This window comes from Microbacterium sp. Y-01 (genome assembly GCF_003856715.1).
GTDB classification, from domain to species: Bacteria; Actinomycetota; Actinomycetes; order Actinomycetales; family Microbacteriaceae; genus Microbacterium; species Microbacterium algeriense.
Genome location: NZ_CP024170.1, coordinates 3,033,206 through 3,049,838, shown reverse-complemented (window position 1 = coordinate 3,049,838; position 16,633 = coordinate 3,033,206). Strand labels below are relative to the sequence as shown.

General features: G+C 70.3%; 17 protein-coding genes. 14 read left to right on the top strand and 3 right to left on the bottom strand.

The genetic code is table 11. The annotated features are described in order from the left end of the window. Positions 1 to 10 precede the first annotated feature (10 nt). Together CSX12_RS14580 and CSX12_RS14575 are read left to right on the top strand one after the other, a co-directional pair. Entirely contained in the window at positions 11 to 1,390 is a 1,380-nt protein-coding gene (locus CSX12_RS14580; RefSeq protein ID WP_017201537.1) for an NtaA/DmoA family FMN-dependent monooxygenase, read from the top strand. Further along, positions 1,383 to 2,267: a ribokinase gene (locus CSX12_RS14575; RefSeq protein WP_124896260.1), complete on the top strand. Its 885-nt coding sequence runs from the start codon at positions 1,383 to 1,385 to the stop codon at positions 2,265 to 2,267. The genes CSX12_RS14580 and CSX12_RS14575 overlap by 8 nt, the downstream gene beginning before the upstream one ends. Positions 2,268 to 2,269: 2 nt before the next feature. Here CSX12_RS14575 and CSX12_RS14570 read toward each other — a convergent pair whose 3' ends face one another. Next, the gene (locus CSX12_RS14570) at positions 2,270 to 2,875 is read right to left on the bottom strand and encodes a PadR family transcriptional regulator (RefSeq protein ID WP_124896259.1); all 606 of its coding nucleotides are present in this window, start codon (positions 2,873 to 2,875) and stop codon (positions 2,270 to 2,272) included. A gap of 103 nt (positions 2,876 to 2,978) precedes the next feature. Here CSX12_RS14570 and CSX12_RS14565 point away from each other — a divergent pair, with 103 nt between their 5' ends. Continuing rightward, the gene (locus tag CSX12_RS14565) at positions 2,979 to 3,533 is read left to right on the top strand and encodes a flavin reductase family protein (protein WP_124896258.1); all 555 of its coding nucleotides are present in this window, start codon (positions 2,979 to 2,981) and stop codon (positions 3,531 to 3,533) included. After that, positions 3,530 to 3,928, top strand: a complete 399-nt coding sequence (locus tag CSX12_RS14560) for a riboflavin kinase (protein ID WP_124896257.1) — start codon at positions 3,530 to 3,532, stop codon at positions 3,926 to 3,928. Before CSX12_RS14565 ends, CSX12_RS14560 begins: the two co-directional genes overlap by 4 nt. Positions 3,929 to 4,008: 80 nt before the next feature. Here the strand turns inward: CSX12_RS14560 and CSX12_RS14555 are convergent, their stop codons facing one another. Then, positions 4,009 to 4,662: an amino acid deaminase gene (locus tag CSX12_RS14555; RefSeq protein WP_241160474.1), complete on the bottom strand. Its 654-nt coding sequence runs from the start codon at positions 4,660 to 4,662 to the stop codon at positions 4,009 to 4,011. Between the two features lie 117 nt (positions 4,663 to 4,779). Between CSX12_RS14555 and CSX12_RS14550 the strand changes: the two genes are divergently transcribed. Genes CSX12_RS14550 through CSX12_RS14525 form a run of 6 tightly spaced genes read left to right on the top strand, consistent with a single transcriptional unit; the run spans position 4,780 to position 9,750 of the window. After that, positions 4,780 to 5,418, top strand: coding sequence for an HAD family hydrolase (locus tag CSX12_RS14550; RefSeq protein WP_225855740.1), 639 nt, complete (start codon positions 4,780 to 4,782; stop codon positions 5,416 to 5,418). Between the two features lie 42 nt (positions 5,419 to 5,460). Further along, on the top strand, positions 5,461 to 6,450 hold the full coding sequence (gene phnD, locus CSX12_RS14545; protein ID WP_124896254.1) for a phosphate/phosphite/phosphonate ABC transporter substrate-binding protein: 990 nt from the start codon (positions 5,461 to 5,463) through the stop codon (positions 6,448 to 6,450). A 1-nt stretch (position 6,451) separates the two neighbouring features. Beyond that, positions 6,452 to 7,276 (top strand): phosphonate ABC transporter ATP-binding protein, encoded by an 825-nt coding sequence (gene phnC, locus CSX12_RS14540; protein ID WP_241160473.1) that lies wholly within the window; start codon positions 6,452 to 6,454, stop codon positions 7,274 to 7,276. Continuing rightward, a complete protein-coding gene (phnE, locus tag CSX12_RS14535) occupies positions 7,273 to 8,085 on the top strand; it encodes a phosphonate ABC transporter, permease protein PhnE (RefSeq protein WP_124896253.1) in 813 nt (270 codons plus the stop codon). The genes phnC and phnE (CSX12_RS14535) overlap by 4 nt, the downstream gene beginning before the upstream one ends. Continuing rightward, entirely contained in the window at positions 8,082 to 8,897 is an 816-nt protein-coding gene (phnE, locus tag CSX12_RS14530) for a phosphonate ABC transporter, permease protein PhnE (protein ID WP_124896252.1), read from the top strand. The genes phnE (CSX12_RS14535) and phnE (CSX12_RS14530) overlap by 4 nt, the downstream gene beginning before the upstream one ends. Beyond that, positions 8,884 to 9,750, top strand: coding sequence for a MurR/RpiR family transcriptional regulator (locus CSX12_RS14525; RefSeq protein ID WP_124896251.1), 867 nt, complete (start codon positions 8,884 to 8,886; stop codon positions 9,748 to 9,750). Before phnE (CSX12_RS14530) ends, CSX12_RS14525 begins: the two co-directional genes overlap by 14 nt. Before the next feature lie 6 nt (positions 9,751 to 9,756). Here the strand turns inward: CSX12_RS14525 and CSX12_RS14520 are convergent, their stop codons facing one another. Next, positions 9,757 to 11,265 carry a PucR family transcriptional regulator gene (locus CSX12_RS14520; RefSeq protein ID WP_017201531.1) on the bottom strand — a complete coding sequence of 503 codons (1,509 nt, stop codon included), beginning with the start codon at positions 11,263 to 11,265 and terminating at the stop codon, positions 9,757 to 9,759. A gap of 97 nt (positions 11,266 to 11,362) precedes the next feature. Between CSX12_RS14520 and gabT the strand changes: the two genes are divergently transcribed. The 4 genes from gabT to CSX12_RS14500 all read left to right on the top strand — a co-directional run bounded on the left by gabT (position 11,363) and on the right by CSX12_RS14500 (position 16,625). Then, positions 11,363 to 12,724: a 4-aminobutyrate--2-oxoglutarate transaminase gene (gene gabT, locus CSX12_RS14515; protein ID WP_124896250.1), complete on the top strand. Its 1,362-nt coding sequence runs from the start codon at positions 11,363 to 11,365 to the stop codon at positions 12,722 to 12,724. Between the two features lie 90 nt (positions 12,725 to 12,814). After that, a complete protein-coding gene (locus tag CSX12_RS14510; protein WP_124896249.1) occupies positions 12,815 to 14,197 on the top strand; it encodes an NAD(P)/FAD-dependent oxidoreductase in 1,383 nt (460 codons plus the stop codon). After that, the gene (locus CSX12_RS14505) at positions 14,197 to 15,081 is read left to right on the top strand and encodes a universal stress protein (RefSeq protein ID WP_124896248.1); all 885 of its coding nucleotides are present in this window, start codon (positions 14,197 to 14,199) and stop codon (positions 15,079 to 15,081) included. The genes CSX12_RS14510 and CSX12_RS14505 overlap by 1 nt, the downstream gene beginning before the upstream one ends. Next, entirely contained in the window at positions 15,081 to 16,625 is a 1,545-nt protein-coding gene (locus tag CSX12_RS14500; protein WP_017201527.1) for an APC family permease, read from the top strand. The genes CSX12_RS14505 and CSX12_RS14500 overlap by 1 nt, the downstream gene beginning before the upstream one ends. Positions 16,626 to 16,633: the final 8 nt, after the last annotated feature.

Genomic DNA, 16,633 nt, shown 5'->3' with positions numbered 1-16,633 from the left:
GCACCCGCACATGACCGATCAGAACACCGTCAAATCGCTGCGTCTCGGCCTCTTCGAGAACGCGCAGGCGAACGACTCCGGCACCGCGACCTGGCGGCACCCCGACAACGGGCGCTACCTGTTCGACAAGCTCGAGTACTGGCGTGACACCGCGCGCATGGTCGAGGACGCCGGGTTCGACTTCCTTTTCCTCGCGGATGCCTGGGGGTGGGCCGACGTCGCGGGTGAACGCCCCGACATCTGCTCCGTCGAAGGCCTCGATCTGCCCCGGCTCGACCCGGCGATCATCCTCGCCGCGCTCATCCCCGAGACGACGCGGTTGGGTCTCGTGGCCACCGGCTCGACCCTGCTCGAGCCGCCGTACTCCTTCGCCCGCCGCATGGCGACGCTCGACATCCTCTCGGGCGGGCGCATCGGCTGGAACGTGGTCACCACGGGCACGGCCGACACCGCCGTGCAGGGCTTCGGTGTGCCGATGGTCGGCCACGACGAGCGCTACCTCATGGCCGACGACTTCATGCAGGTCGTCTACAAGCTGTGGGAGCAGGCGTGGGACGAGGGCGCCCTGGAGCGCGACAAGTCCGGTCGTTTCGCCGACCCGTCCAAGGTGCACCGCATCGCCCACGACGGTCCCTACTTCCGCTCGCACGGGTACGGCAACACCTCGCGCTCGCCGCAGGGGACACCTGTGCTGTTCCAGGCCGGGGCATCTCCCGCCGGTCGGGAGTTCGGCGGCAAGCACGGCGAGGCGATCTTCGTGGGCAGCGGGTCGGTCGAACAGCTCCGCGCGCACTCGAGTGCGATCCGCGAGGAGGCCGTCAAGAACGGTCGCGGGGCCGACGAGGTCAAGATCATGTCGGCGTTCGCAGCGGTCGTCGGCAGCACCGAGGAGGAGGCCCGCCGCAAGTACGCCGAGGTCGCCGACGCGCAGAACCCCGATGTCACGGTGGCCTCCTACGCGTGGTTCACCGGACTCGACCTCTCGGCGTACGCACCGGACACGCCGATGTCGGAGCTGAGCACCGAGCTCTCCCAGACGCAGGTCGCGCGCTTCGCCGACAAGACCGTCGGCGATGTGCTGGGGGACTGGCATGCGCACGGTGTGGGCGCCCGCCCCATCGTCGGCACCCCGGAGCAGGTCGCGGACCGGATGATCGAGCTCGCCGACGGCGCCGACCTCGACGGGTTCCTGTTCGCCCCCGTCATCCCTCCGGCATCGACCGTCGACTTCATCGAGCACGTGCTGCCGATCCTCAAGGAGCGCGGCGCGGTCGACGAGCCTTCGTCGGAGCCGCAGTCGCTGCGCGAGCGCCTGATCGGCACGCCGACGCCGGCGCTCGCCGATTCGCACACCGGATCGCAGTACCGGCGGACGATGTCGCGTGTCTGACACCCTCGCCGGTGTCGCCGTCGTGGGGAGCGCGAACCTCGATCTCGTGGTCGAGGTTTCGCGCCCCCCGCTCGTCGGTGAGACGCTCCTGGGTCGTGCCGGCGGCCGCTTCTCCGGAGGCAAGGGCCTGAACCAAGCCGTCGCCTCCGCCCGCAGCGGGGCTCCCACCCGGTTCTGCGGGGTCGTCGGGACGGACGAGGCCGGCGACGTGCTGCAGCAGACCCTCGCGGATGCCGGAGTGGAGGCGGCCCTGCGCCGCAGCGCCGCTGCTCCGACCGGGGTCGCGCACGTGCTGGCCTTCGACGACGGTGACAACAGCATCATCGTCGCGGCCGGCGCGAACGCGGAGCTCGACGCCGACGATGCGGTGGCCGGGGTCGCCGGTGCTGCGGTCGTGCTCGCCCAGTTGGAGGTGCCCGTCGAGAGCGTGGCGGCGGCACTGCGGGCTGGCCGGGCAGAGGGCGCGCTGACGATCCTGAACGCGGCCCCCGCGCACGACGCGACGATCGGGTTGCTCGGCGACGTCGACGTGCTGGTGGTGAACGAGACCGAGTGCGCCGAACTCGGCGGTATCGAGCGGCTGCACGCCGCCGGTGCGCAGACGGTCGTTCTCACCCAGGGCGCCGGGGGAGTGACACTGCACCGCGCCGGAGACGACCCGCTGCACGTCGACGCGTTCCGGATCGATCCGGTGGACACGACCGGCGCCGGTGATGCGTTCTGCGGGGCACTGGCCGCCGCGCTCGCTCAGGGGGCTGTCATCGAAGTCGCGTTGATCCGCGCCTGCGCGGCCGGTGCCGTCGTCGCCCAGCACCGCGGCGCGACGACGGCTGCGCTCTCGCCCGCGTCGATCGCGGCGCTCGTCGGCTCTCGCTGAGCTCAGTTCGAGGGTGCCGCGTCGGCCGGCGCCGCACCCTCGACCGTCTCGCCGGCGAACGTGTACTCGCCGTCGCGCAGACGATCCAGCAGGTCGAGCAGCCATTGCTTCTCGGCCGTGAGTCGGGCGGTGGAGAGGTCGAAGATCTCCCGTACGTACTTCGGGGTGGTCTCGGAGCGCAGGGTGTCCTGCACATCGAACCCGTTCTGCGTGATGATCGCGTCGCTCTTGATGAGGCGGTGCTCGAGACCGGCGATCACCTCCTGCCGGCTCAGCACGAACATGAACGAGGCCACGGTCATGATGGCCTGGGTGTCGAAGGCCGCGACGTTCCAGAGGTTCTCGCGCAGCATCCGCTGCAGCTCGACCTCGCCGGCCGGGGTGATGCGGTACGTCGTGCGCGCTGGCCGTTTCCCCTCGGCCTCGGTGCCGCTCTCGGCGATGTATCCGTCCACCTCGAGCGCCCGTAGGGCGTTGTAGATCGAGCCGGGCTGGATGTGTGCCCACTCGTCGACGTGCCACGTCATGAGTTCTCGGCGGAGGAAGTACCCGTGCACGGGCTGGAACTGCTTCACGGCGCCGAGGACGACGAGGCGGGTGGTCGACATGCCCCTCATGCTAACGGCTGACATCGCATATTCCGGTTGTTTGCATGATCAAAGTTGCCTATTATCAGAACTAGTCAAACTTGACTAACGAAAGGAAGCCGAAATGACGACTGCCGCGACCACCGCGCTGCCGACCGACGCGCTGCCGACCGGCGCGCTGCCGAGCGACGCACTGCCGCGCGATCTCGCCCTCCGCCGGGCCTTCTCGGTCTATCCGACGGGCGTCGTGGCGCTCGCCGCGCAGATCGAGGATCGCGCCGTCGGCATGGCCGTCAACTCCTTCACCTCGATCTCGCTGGAGCCCGCACTCGTCGCGATCAGCGCGGCCCGGACGTCGAAGACCTGGCCGGTGCTGCGGGCGGTGCCCGAGCTGGGCATGAGCGTTCTCGCCGCGCATCACGAGCCTCTCAGCCGCTCGCTCTCGGCGCGTGAGGGCGACCGTTTCGGTGGGCACGAGTGGCAGCGCACCGAGGGGGGAGCCGTGCTGATCGCCGACGCGGCGCTGTGGCTCACCTGTCGCCTGCACAGCACCTTCGACGGCGGAGACCACGAGATCGCGCTGTACGAGATCGCCGACGTCACGCTGTTCGACGACGTCGAGCCGCTCGTGTTCCATCAGAGCCGCTATCGCTCCATCGCCGCCCCCGAGAGCGCGTGAGCGTTCCGCCGCTCGGGACGATCGTCGGAACGGTCGTCCCCGGCGACGGGCGCGGGCGGGAGCTCGGCTTCCCGACGGCCAACCTGGCTCTGGAGCACGGAGGCCTGCCCGATGACGGGATCTACGCCGCCCGGGTGCGGATCGACGACGATCCGCAGCTCTGGGCGGCGAGCGTGAGCGTCGGGGCGAATCCGACTTTCGAAGGCGACCGCGAGCGACGTGTCGAGGTGCACGTGCATGACGCGGAGCTCGACCTCTATGGCCGGCGACTGGCTGTGTTCCTCGTCGCCCGTCTGCGCGCGACCCTGCGGTTCGACGGCGTCGACGCCCTGATCGCGCAGACCGCGGACGACATCACACGCAGCCGCGCACTCCTGGCCGCCCCTGAATCCTGACCTCCGGTCTCCGCCGGGGGCTCGTCTTCCGCTGGCGGGCGGGAGCGCGAGGTCGCGGCGCGGGGCGGGGCGGGTGCAGGCTAGGCGGCGTTCCAGCGCAGGCGCGGAGCCGCCCGGAAGTCCGTGAGGGCGATGGATGCGTCGGTGACGGGGAACATCGTGATCAGCAGCGGCGCGGCACCGGCGCGGGGTGCGACGGCGTAGGCGAGAGCGCTCGGCCCGCGCGTCGCTCCCAGGGCCAGGCGGGTCTCGCGCCCGTCGACCGCCTGGGTCGCGCCGGCCGCAGGGGAGGCGAGGAGCGCGGATGCCGCTGCCGTGGCCCGTGCGAGCAGCGTGGGTGCTTCGCGCCACGGGTGGAACGCGTCCGGGGGCAGGCGGCATGCGCGCGCGAGCGTGCTCTCGATCCAGCGCTCGCGCTTGAGTCCGTACGGCGTGGGTTCGAGGGAGAGCAGATAGCCGTAGCAGTGCAGCACTCCCGCGTTCCCGATCGGCCAGTCCGCGGCGACGCCGGCGCGGGCGTGCACCTCCTCGAACAGCGCACGGGGGATGACTGCCGTGCCGGTGTTCTCATCGATCGCCGTGGACCGACCCCAGGCGGCGAAGCGGTCGGCGTCGTGGTCGTCGTGGATCGCGGACACCAGCCACGGGAGCGCGTCGAGGGCCGCGCGCGCACCGGCGGCGGTCCCGTCTGCGGCGAGGTGAGCCGCCCGAGTGAGTCGTGCGAGTTCGGACACGGCGCTCACCATACGCGAGTCGAGTGGACGGATTGTTCACACGGCGTTCACACGCTCGGGACCTTCTGTCCACAATCGTTCCGCATGCTGGACGAAGCGTCCCACAGAAAGAACTCCGTGAACTCCATCCTCCTCTTCGACTTCGACGGCACGATCGCACTCGGCGACGGCCCGGTCCTCGCCTACGCGCAGCAGGTCGCGAACCGCCTCGGCGACGACGGCTCCCTGCTCGACGATGTCCGCGCCCTGATCGCCACCGCCGATGAGGAGGCGCTCGACGGATACGACGCGGTGCGCCGGCTCGCCGAGACCAGGGGAGCGGATGCCCGCCTCCTCAGCGCCGCCTACCTCGCCAGTCGTGCACAGCTCGCCACCCCCGATGCCCCGATCGCCGTGCCGGACGGCCTCGTGGACTTCCTCGCATCGGTCGACGCCGAGCGGGTCCTGGTCACGAACGCGCCGGCGATCCGCATCGTCGACGCGCTGGAGACGCTCGGGCTCGGCGGCCTGTTCGACCGGATCGTCACCGGTGCCGGCAAACCTGCGGGGCTCGAGACCCTGCTCGCCGCGCTCCCCGAAGACGCCCGGGTGCTGAGCATCGGCGACATCTGGCACAACGACCTGGCCCCAGCGCACGCCCGCGGCCATGCGACCGCCCTGATCGGCGGATTCTCCGACCCCGAAGCCACCCCGACCTTCCGTGCCGCCGAGTTCTCGACGCTGGTTCCCCAGCTCGAAGCCTGGCTGCGCGGCTGAGACCCGTCCCTCCCTCCACCCCCACCCCATCGAAGGATGAACATGCGTACCTCCCTCTTCCGCTCCTCCGCAGCGGGCGTCATCGCGGTCGGCGCCCTGCTGACCGTTGTGCTCGCCGGCTGCTCCAGCAGCACCGCTGCCCCCGAGGACTCCGCCGCCCCCGCGGCCGATCCCGAGTCGATCGTGCTCGCGCTCGTCCCCTCGCAGGACCAGGACGGGCTCGTCGACACCGCAGCGCCCCTCACCGACTACCTCACGGAAGAACTCGGCATCGAGGTCACCGGCGTCGTGTCGAAGGACTACCAGGCCGCCGTCGAGGCGATGGGTGCGGGCCAGGCGCAGATCGGGTTCCTGCCGTCGCTGCAGCTGTGGCAGGCGAACGACATGTACGACGCGAAGGTCGTGCTGCAGACCGAGCGCAACGGCAACATCACCTACCCCGCGCAGTTCATGACGAACAATCCGGACAAGTACTGCGACGACGAGCCGGTCGAACGCGACGGGATGCTGTTCTGCAACGGCGCCGACGCCCTGAAGGGCCCGGCCGGCCTCGACAGCATCGACAAGGTGAAGGGTGCGAAGGTCGCCGTGCTCGGCCCCGGCTCGCCCGCCGGGTACATCTACCCGATCCTGGCGCTGCAGGAGGCGGGGCTCGACACCGACGCCGACATCCAGCAGATCCCCGTCACCGCGAACGACGCCTCCGTGCTCGCCGTCTACAACGGCGACGCCGAGGTCGGCTTCAGTTTCTGGGACGCCCGCACGATCGTCGCCAAGGACACCCCGGACGTCGGCCAGAAGGTCATCGTGTTCGCGATGACCGAGGAGATCCCGAACGACGGCGTCGCGCTGTCCTCCGACCTGTCGCCCGAGCTGCAGGACCGGATCACGAAGGCGCTCGAGGACTTCTCGAACACGCCGGAGGGCTCCGAGATCCTCACCAGCATCTACTCGATCACCAAGCTCGCGCCGGCCGATCCCGACTCGCTCGACGTGGTCGCCCGTGCGGCGCAGGCTCTGGGGCTCCAGTAAATTGTCCGATCAGATCCAGCACGTGGACGCCGCAGCTCCGGCTGCGGCGTCCACGCCGTGGTCCATCCGCCTCGACGAGGTCACGGTGCGGTACCCGAACGGCACGATCGGCCTGAACCGGGTGGCACTCGACATCGACGCCGGCGAGATGGTCGTCGTCGTCGGGCTCTCCGGCTCGGGCAAGTCGACCCTCATCCGGACTATCAACGGTCTCGTGCCCGTCACGAGCGGCACGCTCGACGTGGGGGAGCACCGGGTGAGCGGCGCCTCGCCGCGCACGCTCCGTCGCCTCCGCGGCGACATCGGCATGGTCTTCCAGGGGTTCAACCTCGCCGGCCGCGCGAGCGTGTTGCAGAACGTGCTCGTCGGACGCCTCGCCCACACGCCGCTCTGGCGCACGCTGCTCGGTGTCTACCCCGAAGCGGACAAGCAGCTCGTCTACCAGGCGCTCGATCGCGTGGCCATCCTCCCGAAGCTGTACTCCCGTGCCTCCGAGCTCTCGGGCGGCCAGCAGCAGCGTGTCGCGATCGCCCGCGCCCTCGCGCAGGAGCCCCGCATCGTCCTCGCCGACGAGCCGGTGGCCAGCCTCGATCCGCCCACCGCGCACGGGGTGATGAACGATCTGCGCCGGATCAACCGCGAACTCGGGATCACCGTCGTCGTCAACCTACATCTGCTCGACCTCGCCCGTGAGTACGGAGCGCGGATGATCGGCATGCGTGCCGGGGAGATCGTCTACGACGGACCGGCGGCCAGTGCGACGGATGCCGACTTCGAGAGCATCTACGGCCGCTCGCTCACCTCCGACGACCGGCTGGACGCATGAGCGGTACTCCGTCCCCGACCGTCCTCGACATCCCCGCCCGCCCGCGCGGGGCGTGGAGAGGCCCCACCATCCTGATCGCCGTCGTCGCGGTCACGGTCGTGATGTGCCTGCCGGTGATCGGCATCGGCGTCGACTTCTCGGCCATCGCGCGGAACTGGCAGAACGGCGCCGACAAGATCGTGAAGCTGCTCCTGCCCGATTGGAGCTTCTTCCCTCGCACCGTCGCACCCCTCATCGAGACGCTGCAGATGGCCGTCATCGCCACCGCCATCGGGGCAGCCGTCTCGCTGCCGCTCAGCTTCTGGGCCGCGCGCGCCACCAACCCCCACACCCCGGCGCGCATCGTCGTGCGCGGTATCCTCAACGTCGTCCGCAGCGTGCCCGACCTGCTGTACGCGGCGATCCTGGTCGCGATGGTCGGGGTCGGCGCGCTTCCCGGAATCCTCGCGCTGCTGCTGTTCAACGTCGGCATCATCGTCAAGCTCGTCTCCGAGGCCATCGACACCAACGACCGCGGCCCCCTTGAGGCCGGACGCGCCGTGGGTGCCACGCAGGCCAAGATCAACCGCACGCTCGCCCTGCCTGATGCATGGCCGGCGTTCGCCAACCAGACGCTCTACGTGTTCGAGCTGAACGTGCGCGCCTCGACCGTGCTCGGTCTCGTCGGGGCCGGCGGCATGGGACTGCTGATCGACGCGGTGCGCACCTTCTACCGATACGACCAGCTCTCGCTCATCATACTGGAGATCCTCATCGTCGTCATCGTGATCGATCTCGTCTCGGACGCCATCCGGCGGAGGCTCGTATGAGTGCGGCTCTCACGGGCATCCCCGCCAAGCCCCGCCGGCCCTGGCTGATCGCCGGATGGGCCCTCGTCACCGGCATCGTCGTGCTCGCGTTCTGGTCCATCGACATCGACTGGTCTCGTCTCGCCGACCTTCCGGCGGAGATCGTCCGGTACACGTTCCTGATGTTCGCCGATCCGAACTGGGAGAAGCTGCCGGAAGCGCTGTGGCAGACGTGGCGGAGCATCGAGATGGCCTGGGTCGGCACGATCCTCGGCATCCTGCTCGCGACCCCGCTGAGCCTGCTCGCCGCACGCGGATTCGGGCCCGCCTGGCTGCGGGCGCTCCTGCGCAGGCTGTTCTCGCTGATCAGGGCAGTGCCGGAGATCATCATCGCGATCGTGATCCTCTCCGTCACCGGTCTGACCCCGTTCACGGGAGCGCTCGCCCTCGCGATCAACGGCATCGGCACCCTCGGCAAGTGGGGGTACGAAGCTGTCGAGGCTGTGCCGCGCGGACCGATCGAGGCGGCACGCGCGGCAGGCGGCGGTACCCTCCAGGTGCTGCGCTGGGGTGTGTGGCCGCAGGCGGAACCCGCGTTCTGGTCGTTCTGGCTGTACCGCTTCGAGATCAACGTGCGCTCGTCGGCCGTGCTCGGACTCATCGGCGTCGGCGGAATCGGCGACATGCTCACCTCGTACACCCAGTACCGTGAGTGGTCGACGGTGGGTGTCCTGCTCATCGTGGTCGTCGTGGTGACGATGCTGATCGACGCGGCATCCGGTGCGATCCGCCGCCGCATCATGGAGGGAGCCCGAGCCCGTGTTCTCGTCTAGCGCCCCGCCCACCGCACGCATCGCGGCCGTGCTCAACACCCTGCAGCCGGCCGAGCGCCGCGTCGCCGAGCTGATCGTCGAATCGGCCGACGACGTGGTGGAGTGGACGGCACAGGAACTCGCCGATCGGGCCGGCGTCGGACGGGCCACCGTGGTCCGCACCTGCCAGGGCGTCGGCTACCGGGGGTATCCGCAGCTGCGCGTGGCGCTCGCCGCGGAGCTCGGCAGCGCACCCGGAGAGGCGGCCGTCGACCACGGTCCCGGCGTGCTCGGCCGCATGCGGGGTGAGATCGATCGTCTGGCCGGCTCCCTGCCGGCCCTCGCCAGCCTGCTCGACCCGGATGCGGTCGCCGAGGCCGTGCGTCTCTCGGCATCCGCCCGTCGCCTGCTCGTGCTCGCGAACGGGCTGTCGTCGCCGATCGCCAACGACCTCGCCATGAGACTGACCGCGGCCGGACGGTCGGCGGAGTTCATCGCCGACGCCATCGCCCAGCAGATCGCGGCCCGGCACCTCACTTCCGAGGATGTGTGCCTCGTGGTGAGCGGTTCGGGTGCGAACGAGGCGAGTCTGAGGGTCGCGACGGCGGCCGCGCGGGGTGGCGCGACGGTCATCGCCCTGACATCGTTCGCCTCGTCCGCCCTGACCGAGGTCGCGTCGCTGTCGCTCGTGATCGCGCCGACCGGCGTGAGCTTCCGCGACGAACTCGAACACACCTCCCGTGTGGCGTACCTCGTGTTCGCCGAGGTGTTCGCCGCCGCCGTGACCGCCGAACGAGGCGCGGAGGCCGTGCAGGCGCGGGCCCATGCCCTCGAGGTCGTGTCCGCCAACCTCGGCGAGGGCCCCGGCGACTGACCGGCATCAATCCCTGGCGGTCTGGAGGACGGTCCAGAGCTCGGCGCGGGCGGGGAAGGTCGACAGGTCGATGTCGAGCAGTGCGCCGGCTTGGGCGATGCGGGTGCGCAGCGTGTGCCGGTGCACCCCGAGAGCGTTCGCGGCGGACTCGGCCTTCGCGTCGTGCTCGAGCCAGGTGCGCAACGAGCGTTCGAGCTCCGAGCCGGTACGGGCGTCCTGCTCCCGGATGGGCGCGAGTCGCGACTCCGCGACCAGCCGGGCCTCATCGGTCGCGAGCGCGGTGAGGATGCTCGACCCCACCGTGTCCGCGTACCGGGCGACCCCGTGCGTGCCATGCTGCCGCAGCGCCGTGAGCGCCTGCGCGTGGGCCCGGGCGAAGGAGTCGTAGCCCTCGGGGTCGGACACGCCGATGCGGATGCCGAAGCGCGCGGCGACCTCGTCGAGCAGGGCCTCGTCGCCCACGGAGAGGCAGAGCGTGACGCCGTCCTCGGACTCGGCGAGGAACACCGCCGTCCCGTGCTCGGCGCGGTGTCGCTCCCACCAGTCGGTGAGCGGGCCGGCCGGGGCGTCCGCTGCCACCGCCACCACCACGGGGGCGGCCGGAAGGGATCCCAGCACTCGACGGGCGAGGGCGGGGTCGTCGGCGAGCAGTGACCCGAGGAGCTGGGCGTGCAGGCGTCGACGGCTGCGGGCGAGCTGCTCGCTCTGCTCCAGGGCGAGTCCGGCCATGGCGATCACTGAGGTGACGACCGACCGCGCCTCGGGATCGAGCGTGTCGACGGCCAGCGCGATCACGCCGCGGAGGTGTCCGCCACGGCCCACCGTGAACAGCATGAACGAGTGGTCTCCGATGCTGAGCGACTGTCCGGCCTCGAGCCCGCGGGTCAGGATCTCCACGACCCGGGAGCCGAGCTCGTCGAGCACGCGGGCGTCGACCGCGTCCCGCGGGTGGGAGACGGTGAGGGCTCCCGCGGCGTCGAACATCCCCGACCAGACGTCGAGCCGGCGTCCGAGCTCGGCGATCGTGGCGTCGAGGCCGTGCGGACGGAGGGCTGCGAGGGCCAGGGCGCGCTGGGTGTCGAGGGCCCAGGACCGCCGGGCGTACGCCTGCGCCGCGATGGCCTCGGAGTGCGCGCGGGCGACGGCGATGAAGGGGGTGCGGTAGGGAACCTCGAACAGGGGCATCCCGTGGCTCGCGCACGCGGCGATGAGCTCCGCGGGGATGCCGGAGCGGTGCACCTCGGTGCCGAAGCCGAGGCCGAGGACTCCGCGATCGGCGAGGCGGCCCACATAGGTGTCGATTGCGACGGCCTCGTCGAACTGGGTGCCGGTCGTCAGCAGCGCGAGGTCCTCGGACAGGAAGGGCGTGGGGTCGGCGAGGTCGGAGCTGTGCACCCAGCGCAGCGGCCGATCGAGGGATCCGTGCGGGAGGCCGGTCTCGGGGGAGACCATCGTGAGCCCGAGGTCACGGCGCTGCAGCAGCGCGCGCAGGGTCGGCTCTCCGGAGATCGACATGGTGACCTGCCCTCTTGTACGTGCTGGCGAACTCGTCACCCAGATTGTACAGACCGGCGAGTGCAGCCGTCTCGGTCGCCGCCGTACGCTCGCGAACATGGCACTCCTCGACACCGCAGCTCCCGCAGTCCCTCTCGGCGGACCCGACCTCCCGCAGGAGCGTCGTCTGGTCACGGATCTTCCCGGCCCCCGGTCGGCCGAGATCCTGGCGCGCAAGGCGGACGCTGTCGCCGCCGGTGTCGGACACACGGTTCCGATCGCCGCCGTCGCCGCGGGTGGCGGAGTGGTCGTCGACGCCGACGGCAACTCGCTCATCGACCTCGGCTCCGGCATCGCCGTGACCACGGTGGGCAACGCGCACCCCAAGGTCGCCGCGGCCGTCGCCGCTCAGGCCGCGCAGTTCACGCACACCTGCTTCATGATCTCGCCGTACGAGTCCTACGTGGGCGTCGCCGAGGCGCTCAACCGCGTCACTCCCGGCGACTTCGCGAAGAAGAGCGCCCTGTTCAACTCGGGCGCCGAAGCGGTCGAGAACGCGATCAAGATCGCGCGCAAGCACACCGGTCGCCAGGCGGTCGTCGCGTTCGACCACGGCTACCACGGCCGCACGAACCTCACCATGGCGCTGACCGCGAAGTCGATGCCGTACAAGAGCGGCTTCGGCCCGTTCGCCCCCGAGGTCTACCGCGCGCCGATGTCGTATCCGTTCCGCGATGGACTCGACGGGCGCGAGGCCGCGGCTCGCGTCATCCTCCAGCTCGAGAAGCAGATCGGTGCCGACAACCTGGCCGCGGTCATCATCGAGCCCATCCAGGGCGAGGGCGGCTTCATCGTCCCCGCCGACGGCTTCCTCCCCGCGATCGTCGACTGGTGCCGCGCGAACGGCGTCGTCTTCATCGCCGACGAGGTGCAGACCGGCTTCGCCCGCACCGGCCACATGTTCGCGAGCGAGATCTTCGGCATCGAGCCCGACCTGATCACCACGGCCAAGGGCATCGCCGGGGGTCTTCCCCTCGCCGCTGTGACCGGCCGCTCCGAGATCATGGACGCCTCGCACTCCGGCGGCCTCGGCGGCACGTACGGCGGCAACCCGATCGCCTGTGCTGCGGCCCTCGCCGCGATCGACGTGTTCGAGAACGACGGCGTGATCGAGCGGGCACGGGAGATCGGCGAGATCCTGATCGGTCGTCTCACCGCCCTGCAGGCCGAGGACGCCCGCATCGGCGACGTCCGCGGTCACGGCGCGATGGTCGCCGCCGAATTCGTCGACCCCGAGACCAAGGCGCCGGATGCCGCGCTCACGGCGGCGGTCGCCAAGGCGTGCATCGCGCAGGGCGTCATCGTCCTCACCTGCGGCACCTACGGCAACGTCATCCGCTTCCTCCCGCCGCTGTCGATCGGCGACGAGCTGCTGATCGAGGGCCTCGTCGTCGTGGCCGAGGCGCTCGCCTCCGCCTGACCCCTGTCCGGTCGCGTCCCCGGATCGGGGGATTTCGGGACGCGACCGGTACTTCTTCCCCCGCATCCCCCGACGACGAAGGAGTTGCAGATGGCTGAGATCACTCGCGACGTGCTGATCATCGGCGCCGGAGCCGCAGGGCTCACGGCGGCGAACGACCTGCGGAAGGCCGGCCTGTCGGTCGCGGTCCTGGAGGCCCGAGACCGTGTCGGCGGACGCCTGTGGACCGACGTCATCGACGGCGCCATGCTCGAGATCGGCGGCCAGTGGGTCTCGCCCGACCAGGATGCGCTCAAGGACGCGATCGAGGAGCTCGGGCTCGAGACGTACAGCCGGTACCGGGAGGGCGACAGCGTGTACGTCGGCCCCGACGGCCAGGCGCACCGCTTCACGGGGGAGATGTTCCCCGTGGCTCCGGAGACCGAGGCGGAGATCGCCCGGATCACCGAGATACTCGATGCGCTGGTTGCCGAGATCGACCCCGACAAGCCGTGGGAGCACCCGAACGCCGCCGAGTGGGACTCGATCTCCTGGGATGCCTGGCTGCGCCAGCAGACCGACGACGACGAGGCCGTCCGGAACCTGGCGTTCGCCACCGGATCCGCGATGCTCACCAAGCCGACGCACGCATTCTCCCTGCTGCAGTCCCTGCTCATGGCGGCGTCCGCCGGCTCGTACTCGAACCTCGTCGACGCCGACTTCATCCTCGACAAGCGCGTCGTCGGCGGTCTGCAGCAGGTGCCGCTGCGCCTCGCCGAGCGCCTGGGCGACGACGTGCTGCTGAACCAGCCCGTCCGCAGCCTGGAGTGGTCCGACGACGGGGTCGTCGCGACGACGGACGAGCTCACGGTGCGGGCGCGGTACGCGATCCTCGCCCACGCGCCCGTCCTCTACAGCCGCATCTCGTTCGTCCCGCCGCTGCCGCGCCGCCAGCACCAGCTGCACCAGCACCTGTCGATGGGCTTCGTCATCAAGGTGCACGCCGTCTACGACCGTCCGTTCTGGCGCGAGCAGGGCCTCAGCGGCACGGCCTTCAGCCCGTACGAGCTGTCGCACGAGGCGTACGACAACACCAACCACGGCGACGAGCGCGGCACCCTGGTCGGCTTCGTGTCCGACGCCAACGCGGACGGCGTGTTCGAGCTGTCGGCCGAGGAGCGCAAGGAGCGCATCCTCGAGTCGCTCTCGCACTACTACGGCCCCGAGGCCAAGAACCCCGTCGTGTACTACGAGAGCGACTGGGGCAGCGAGGAGTGGACGCGCGGTGCGTATGCGGCGAGCTTCGACCTCGGCGGTCTCCACCGCTACGGTGCGGACCTGCGCACCGCGGTCGGGCCCATCCACTTCGCCTGCAGCGACATGGCGGGAGCCGGATACCAGCACGTGGACGGGGCGATCCGGATGGGGCACCTCGTCGCGGCAAACATCGTCGACGCGAGTCGCGACGCCGGCGCCGTCGAGAGCATCGGCTGATGACCGGCTCGATCGTCGTGGGGTACACGGCGACGGATGCGGGAGCGGATGCCGCCGCACTCGGCGCCCGCCTCGCGCGGAGCATCGGCGCGACGCTGCACCTGGTCATCGTGCTGCCCACCGAGGGCACGCGCAGCGCGGCTGTCCCGCCGGAGCGCGCGTATGAGGAGCACATCAGGAGCCAGGCGCGGAAGTGGCTCGCCGATGCCGTCGTCCGCCTTCCGCAGGAGCTCACGCGGAGCGGCCACGTCCGCTTCTCCGAGTCGTTCGCCGAGGGTCTGATCGCCGCCGGCGAGGAGTTCGACGCCCGGGTGATCGTCATCGGCGCCGCCGGCGGCGGGATCCTCGGGCGCCACCGGCTCGGCAGCGTCGCCTCCGAGCTGCTGCACTCGTCGACCATCCCCGTGGCGCTCGCCCCCGTCGGCACCGCGCAGGAGGACGACCACGTCATCCCGCGCGTGACGGTCGCCGTCGGTTCGCGTCCCGGAGCGGACGCACTGCTCGACGAGGCCGTCTCGCTGGCCGGTGACAGCCGTGTCGACCTGCGACTGGTGTCCCTCGTCCCGTTCGACGTTCCGCCCGGGCTCGACACCGGAGCGATCCGCACCGTCGGCGACAACCACGCGCAGGAGGTCCTCGCAGTGGCCACCGAGCTGCTGCCGGACGGGCGGACCGCCGCGGTCGAGAAGGCGCCGGGCGACTCCGTCGAGGACGCCGTCGCGAATCTCTCCTGGCTCCCCGGCGAGGTCGTCCTCGTCGGATCGAGCAGGCTCGCGCAGCCGCGCCGCCTGTTCCTGGGTTCCACGGCGGCGAAGATGCTGCACGAGCTCCCCGTCCCCATGATCGTCGTCCCGCGCACCCGCAACGAAGCAGGAGACCGCTGATGAGCAGCACCAACAGGGCGACGGAGCCCGAATCCGGCGTCACGACCGGCATCTCCACGAAGGGCCTCAGCGCCGGTACGGTCGGACTGATCGGCGCCGTCGTCATCGGCATCTCGTGCATCGCGCCGGCCTACACCTTCACGGCCGCCGTGGGCCCCACCGCGTCCGAGGTCGGCGCGCAGATCCCCGCGATCATCCTCGTCGGCTTCATCCCGATGCTGCTGGTGGCCTTCGGCTACCGCGAGCTCAACAACCGCATGCCCGACTCCGGCACGTCGTTCACCTGGGCCGCCCGGGCGTTCGGGCCCTGGGTGGGCTGGATGGCCGGCTGGGGTCTCATCGTCGCGACGATCCTCGTGCTGTCGAATCTCGCCGGGGTCGCCGTCGACTTCCTGTTCCTGCTGCTCTCGCAGATCACGGGCAACGCCGAGGTCGCGACGCTCGCGAGCAACACCTGGATCAACATCGGCGTGTGCCTGCTCTTCATGCTCGCCGCCACGTGGGTCTCCTACCGCGACATGCAGACGACCCAGAAGCTGCAGTACTGGCTCGTGAGCTTCCAGATCCTCGTCCTGGTGTTCTTCGCGGTCGCCGCGATCGTGCAGGCGGTGAACGGCAACGGCTTCGACTACCAGCCGTTCGACCTGAACTGGTTCAACCCGTTCGCGATCTCGTCGTTCAGCGCGGTCGCCGCCGGACTCTCGCTCTCGATCTTCATCTTCTGGGGCTGGGACGTCACGCTGACCATGAACGAGGAGACCAAGGACCCGGAGAAGACGCCCGGTCGTGCGGCCACGGTCACCGTGCTCACGATCGTCTCGCTCTACCTGCTGCTCGCGGTGGCGATGATCATGTTCGCCGGCGTCGGCACGGGCGCCCTCGGGCTCGGCAACGAGGACATCCAGGAGAACGTCTTCTTCCACCTCTCCGGACCCATCCTCGGCCCGCTGGCCTTCCTCGTCTCGCTCGCGGTGCTCACCAGCTCGGCGTCGTCGCTGCAGTCGACCTTCGTCGGCCCGGCCCGCACGCTGCTCGCGATGGGACACTACGGCGCGCTGCCCAAGTCCTTCGCGAAGGTGAGCCCCCGGTTCTTCACCCCCGGATACGCGACCATCGTGTCGGCCATCGTCGCCTCCGCGTTCTACGCCGTGATGCGCGTGGTCAGCGAAGACACCCTGTGGGACACCATCCTCACCCTGGGCATGATGATCTGCTTCTACTACGGGATCACCGCGTTCGCGTGCGTCTGGTACTTCCGCAAGCAGTGGTTCGACTCGACGCGGAACTTCTTCTTCACGTTCCTGTTCCCGCTCGTCGGCGGAGCGATCCTCGCGGTGCTGTTCTTCACCACGCTGATCGACTCCATGGACCCCGCCTACGGCTCCGGCTCGCAGATCGGCGGTGTCGGCATCGTGTTCATCCTCGGGATGCTCATCATCGTCGTCGGCATCGCGGTGATGATCTGGAACGCGGTCCGCCGGCCCGCCTTCTTCCGCGGCGAGACGCTGGGCATCGACGCACCGCCCAGCCGTCGACGCCGCTGACCGACCCT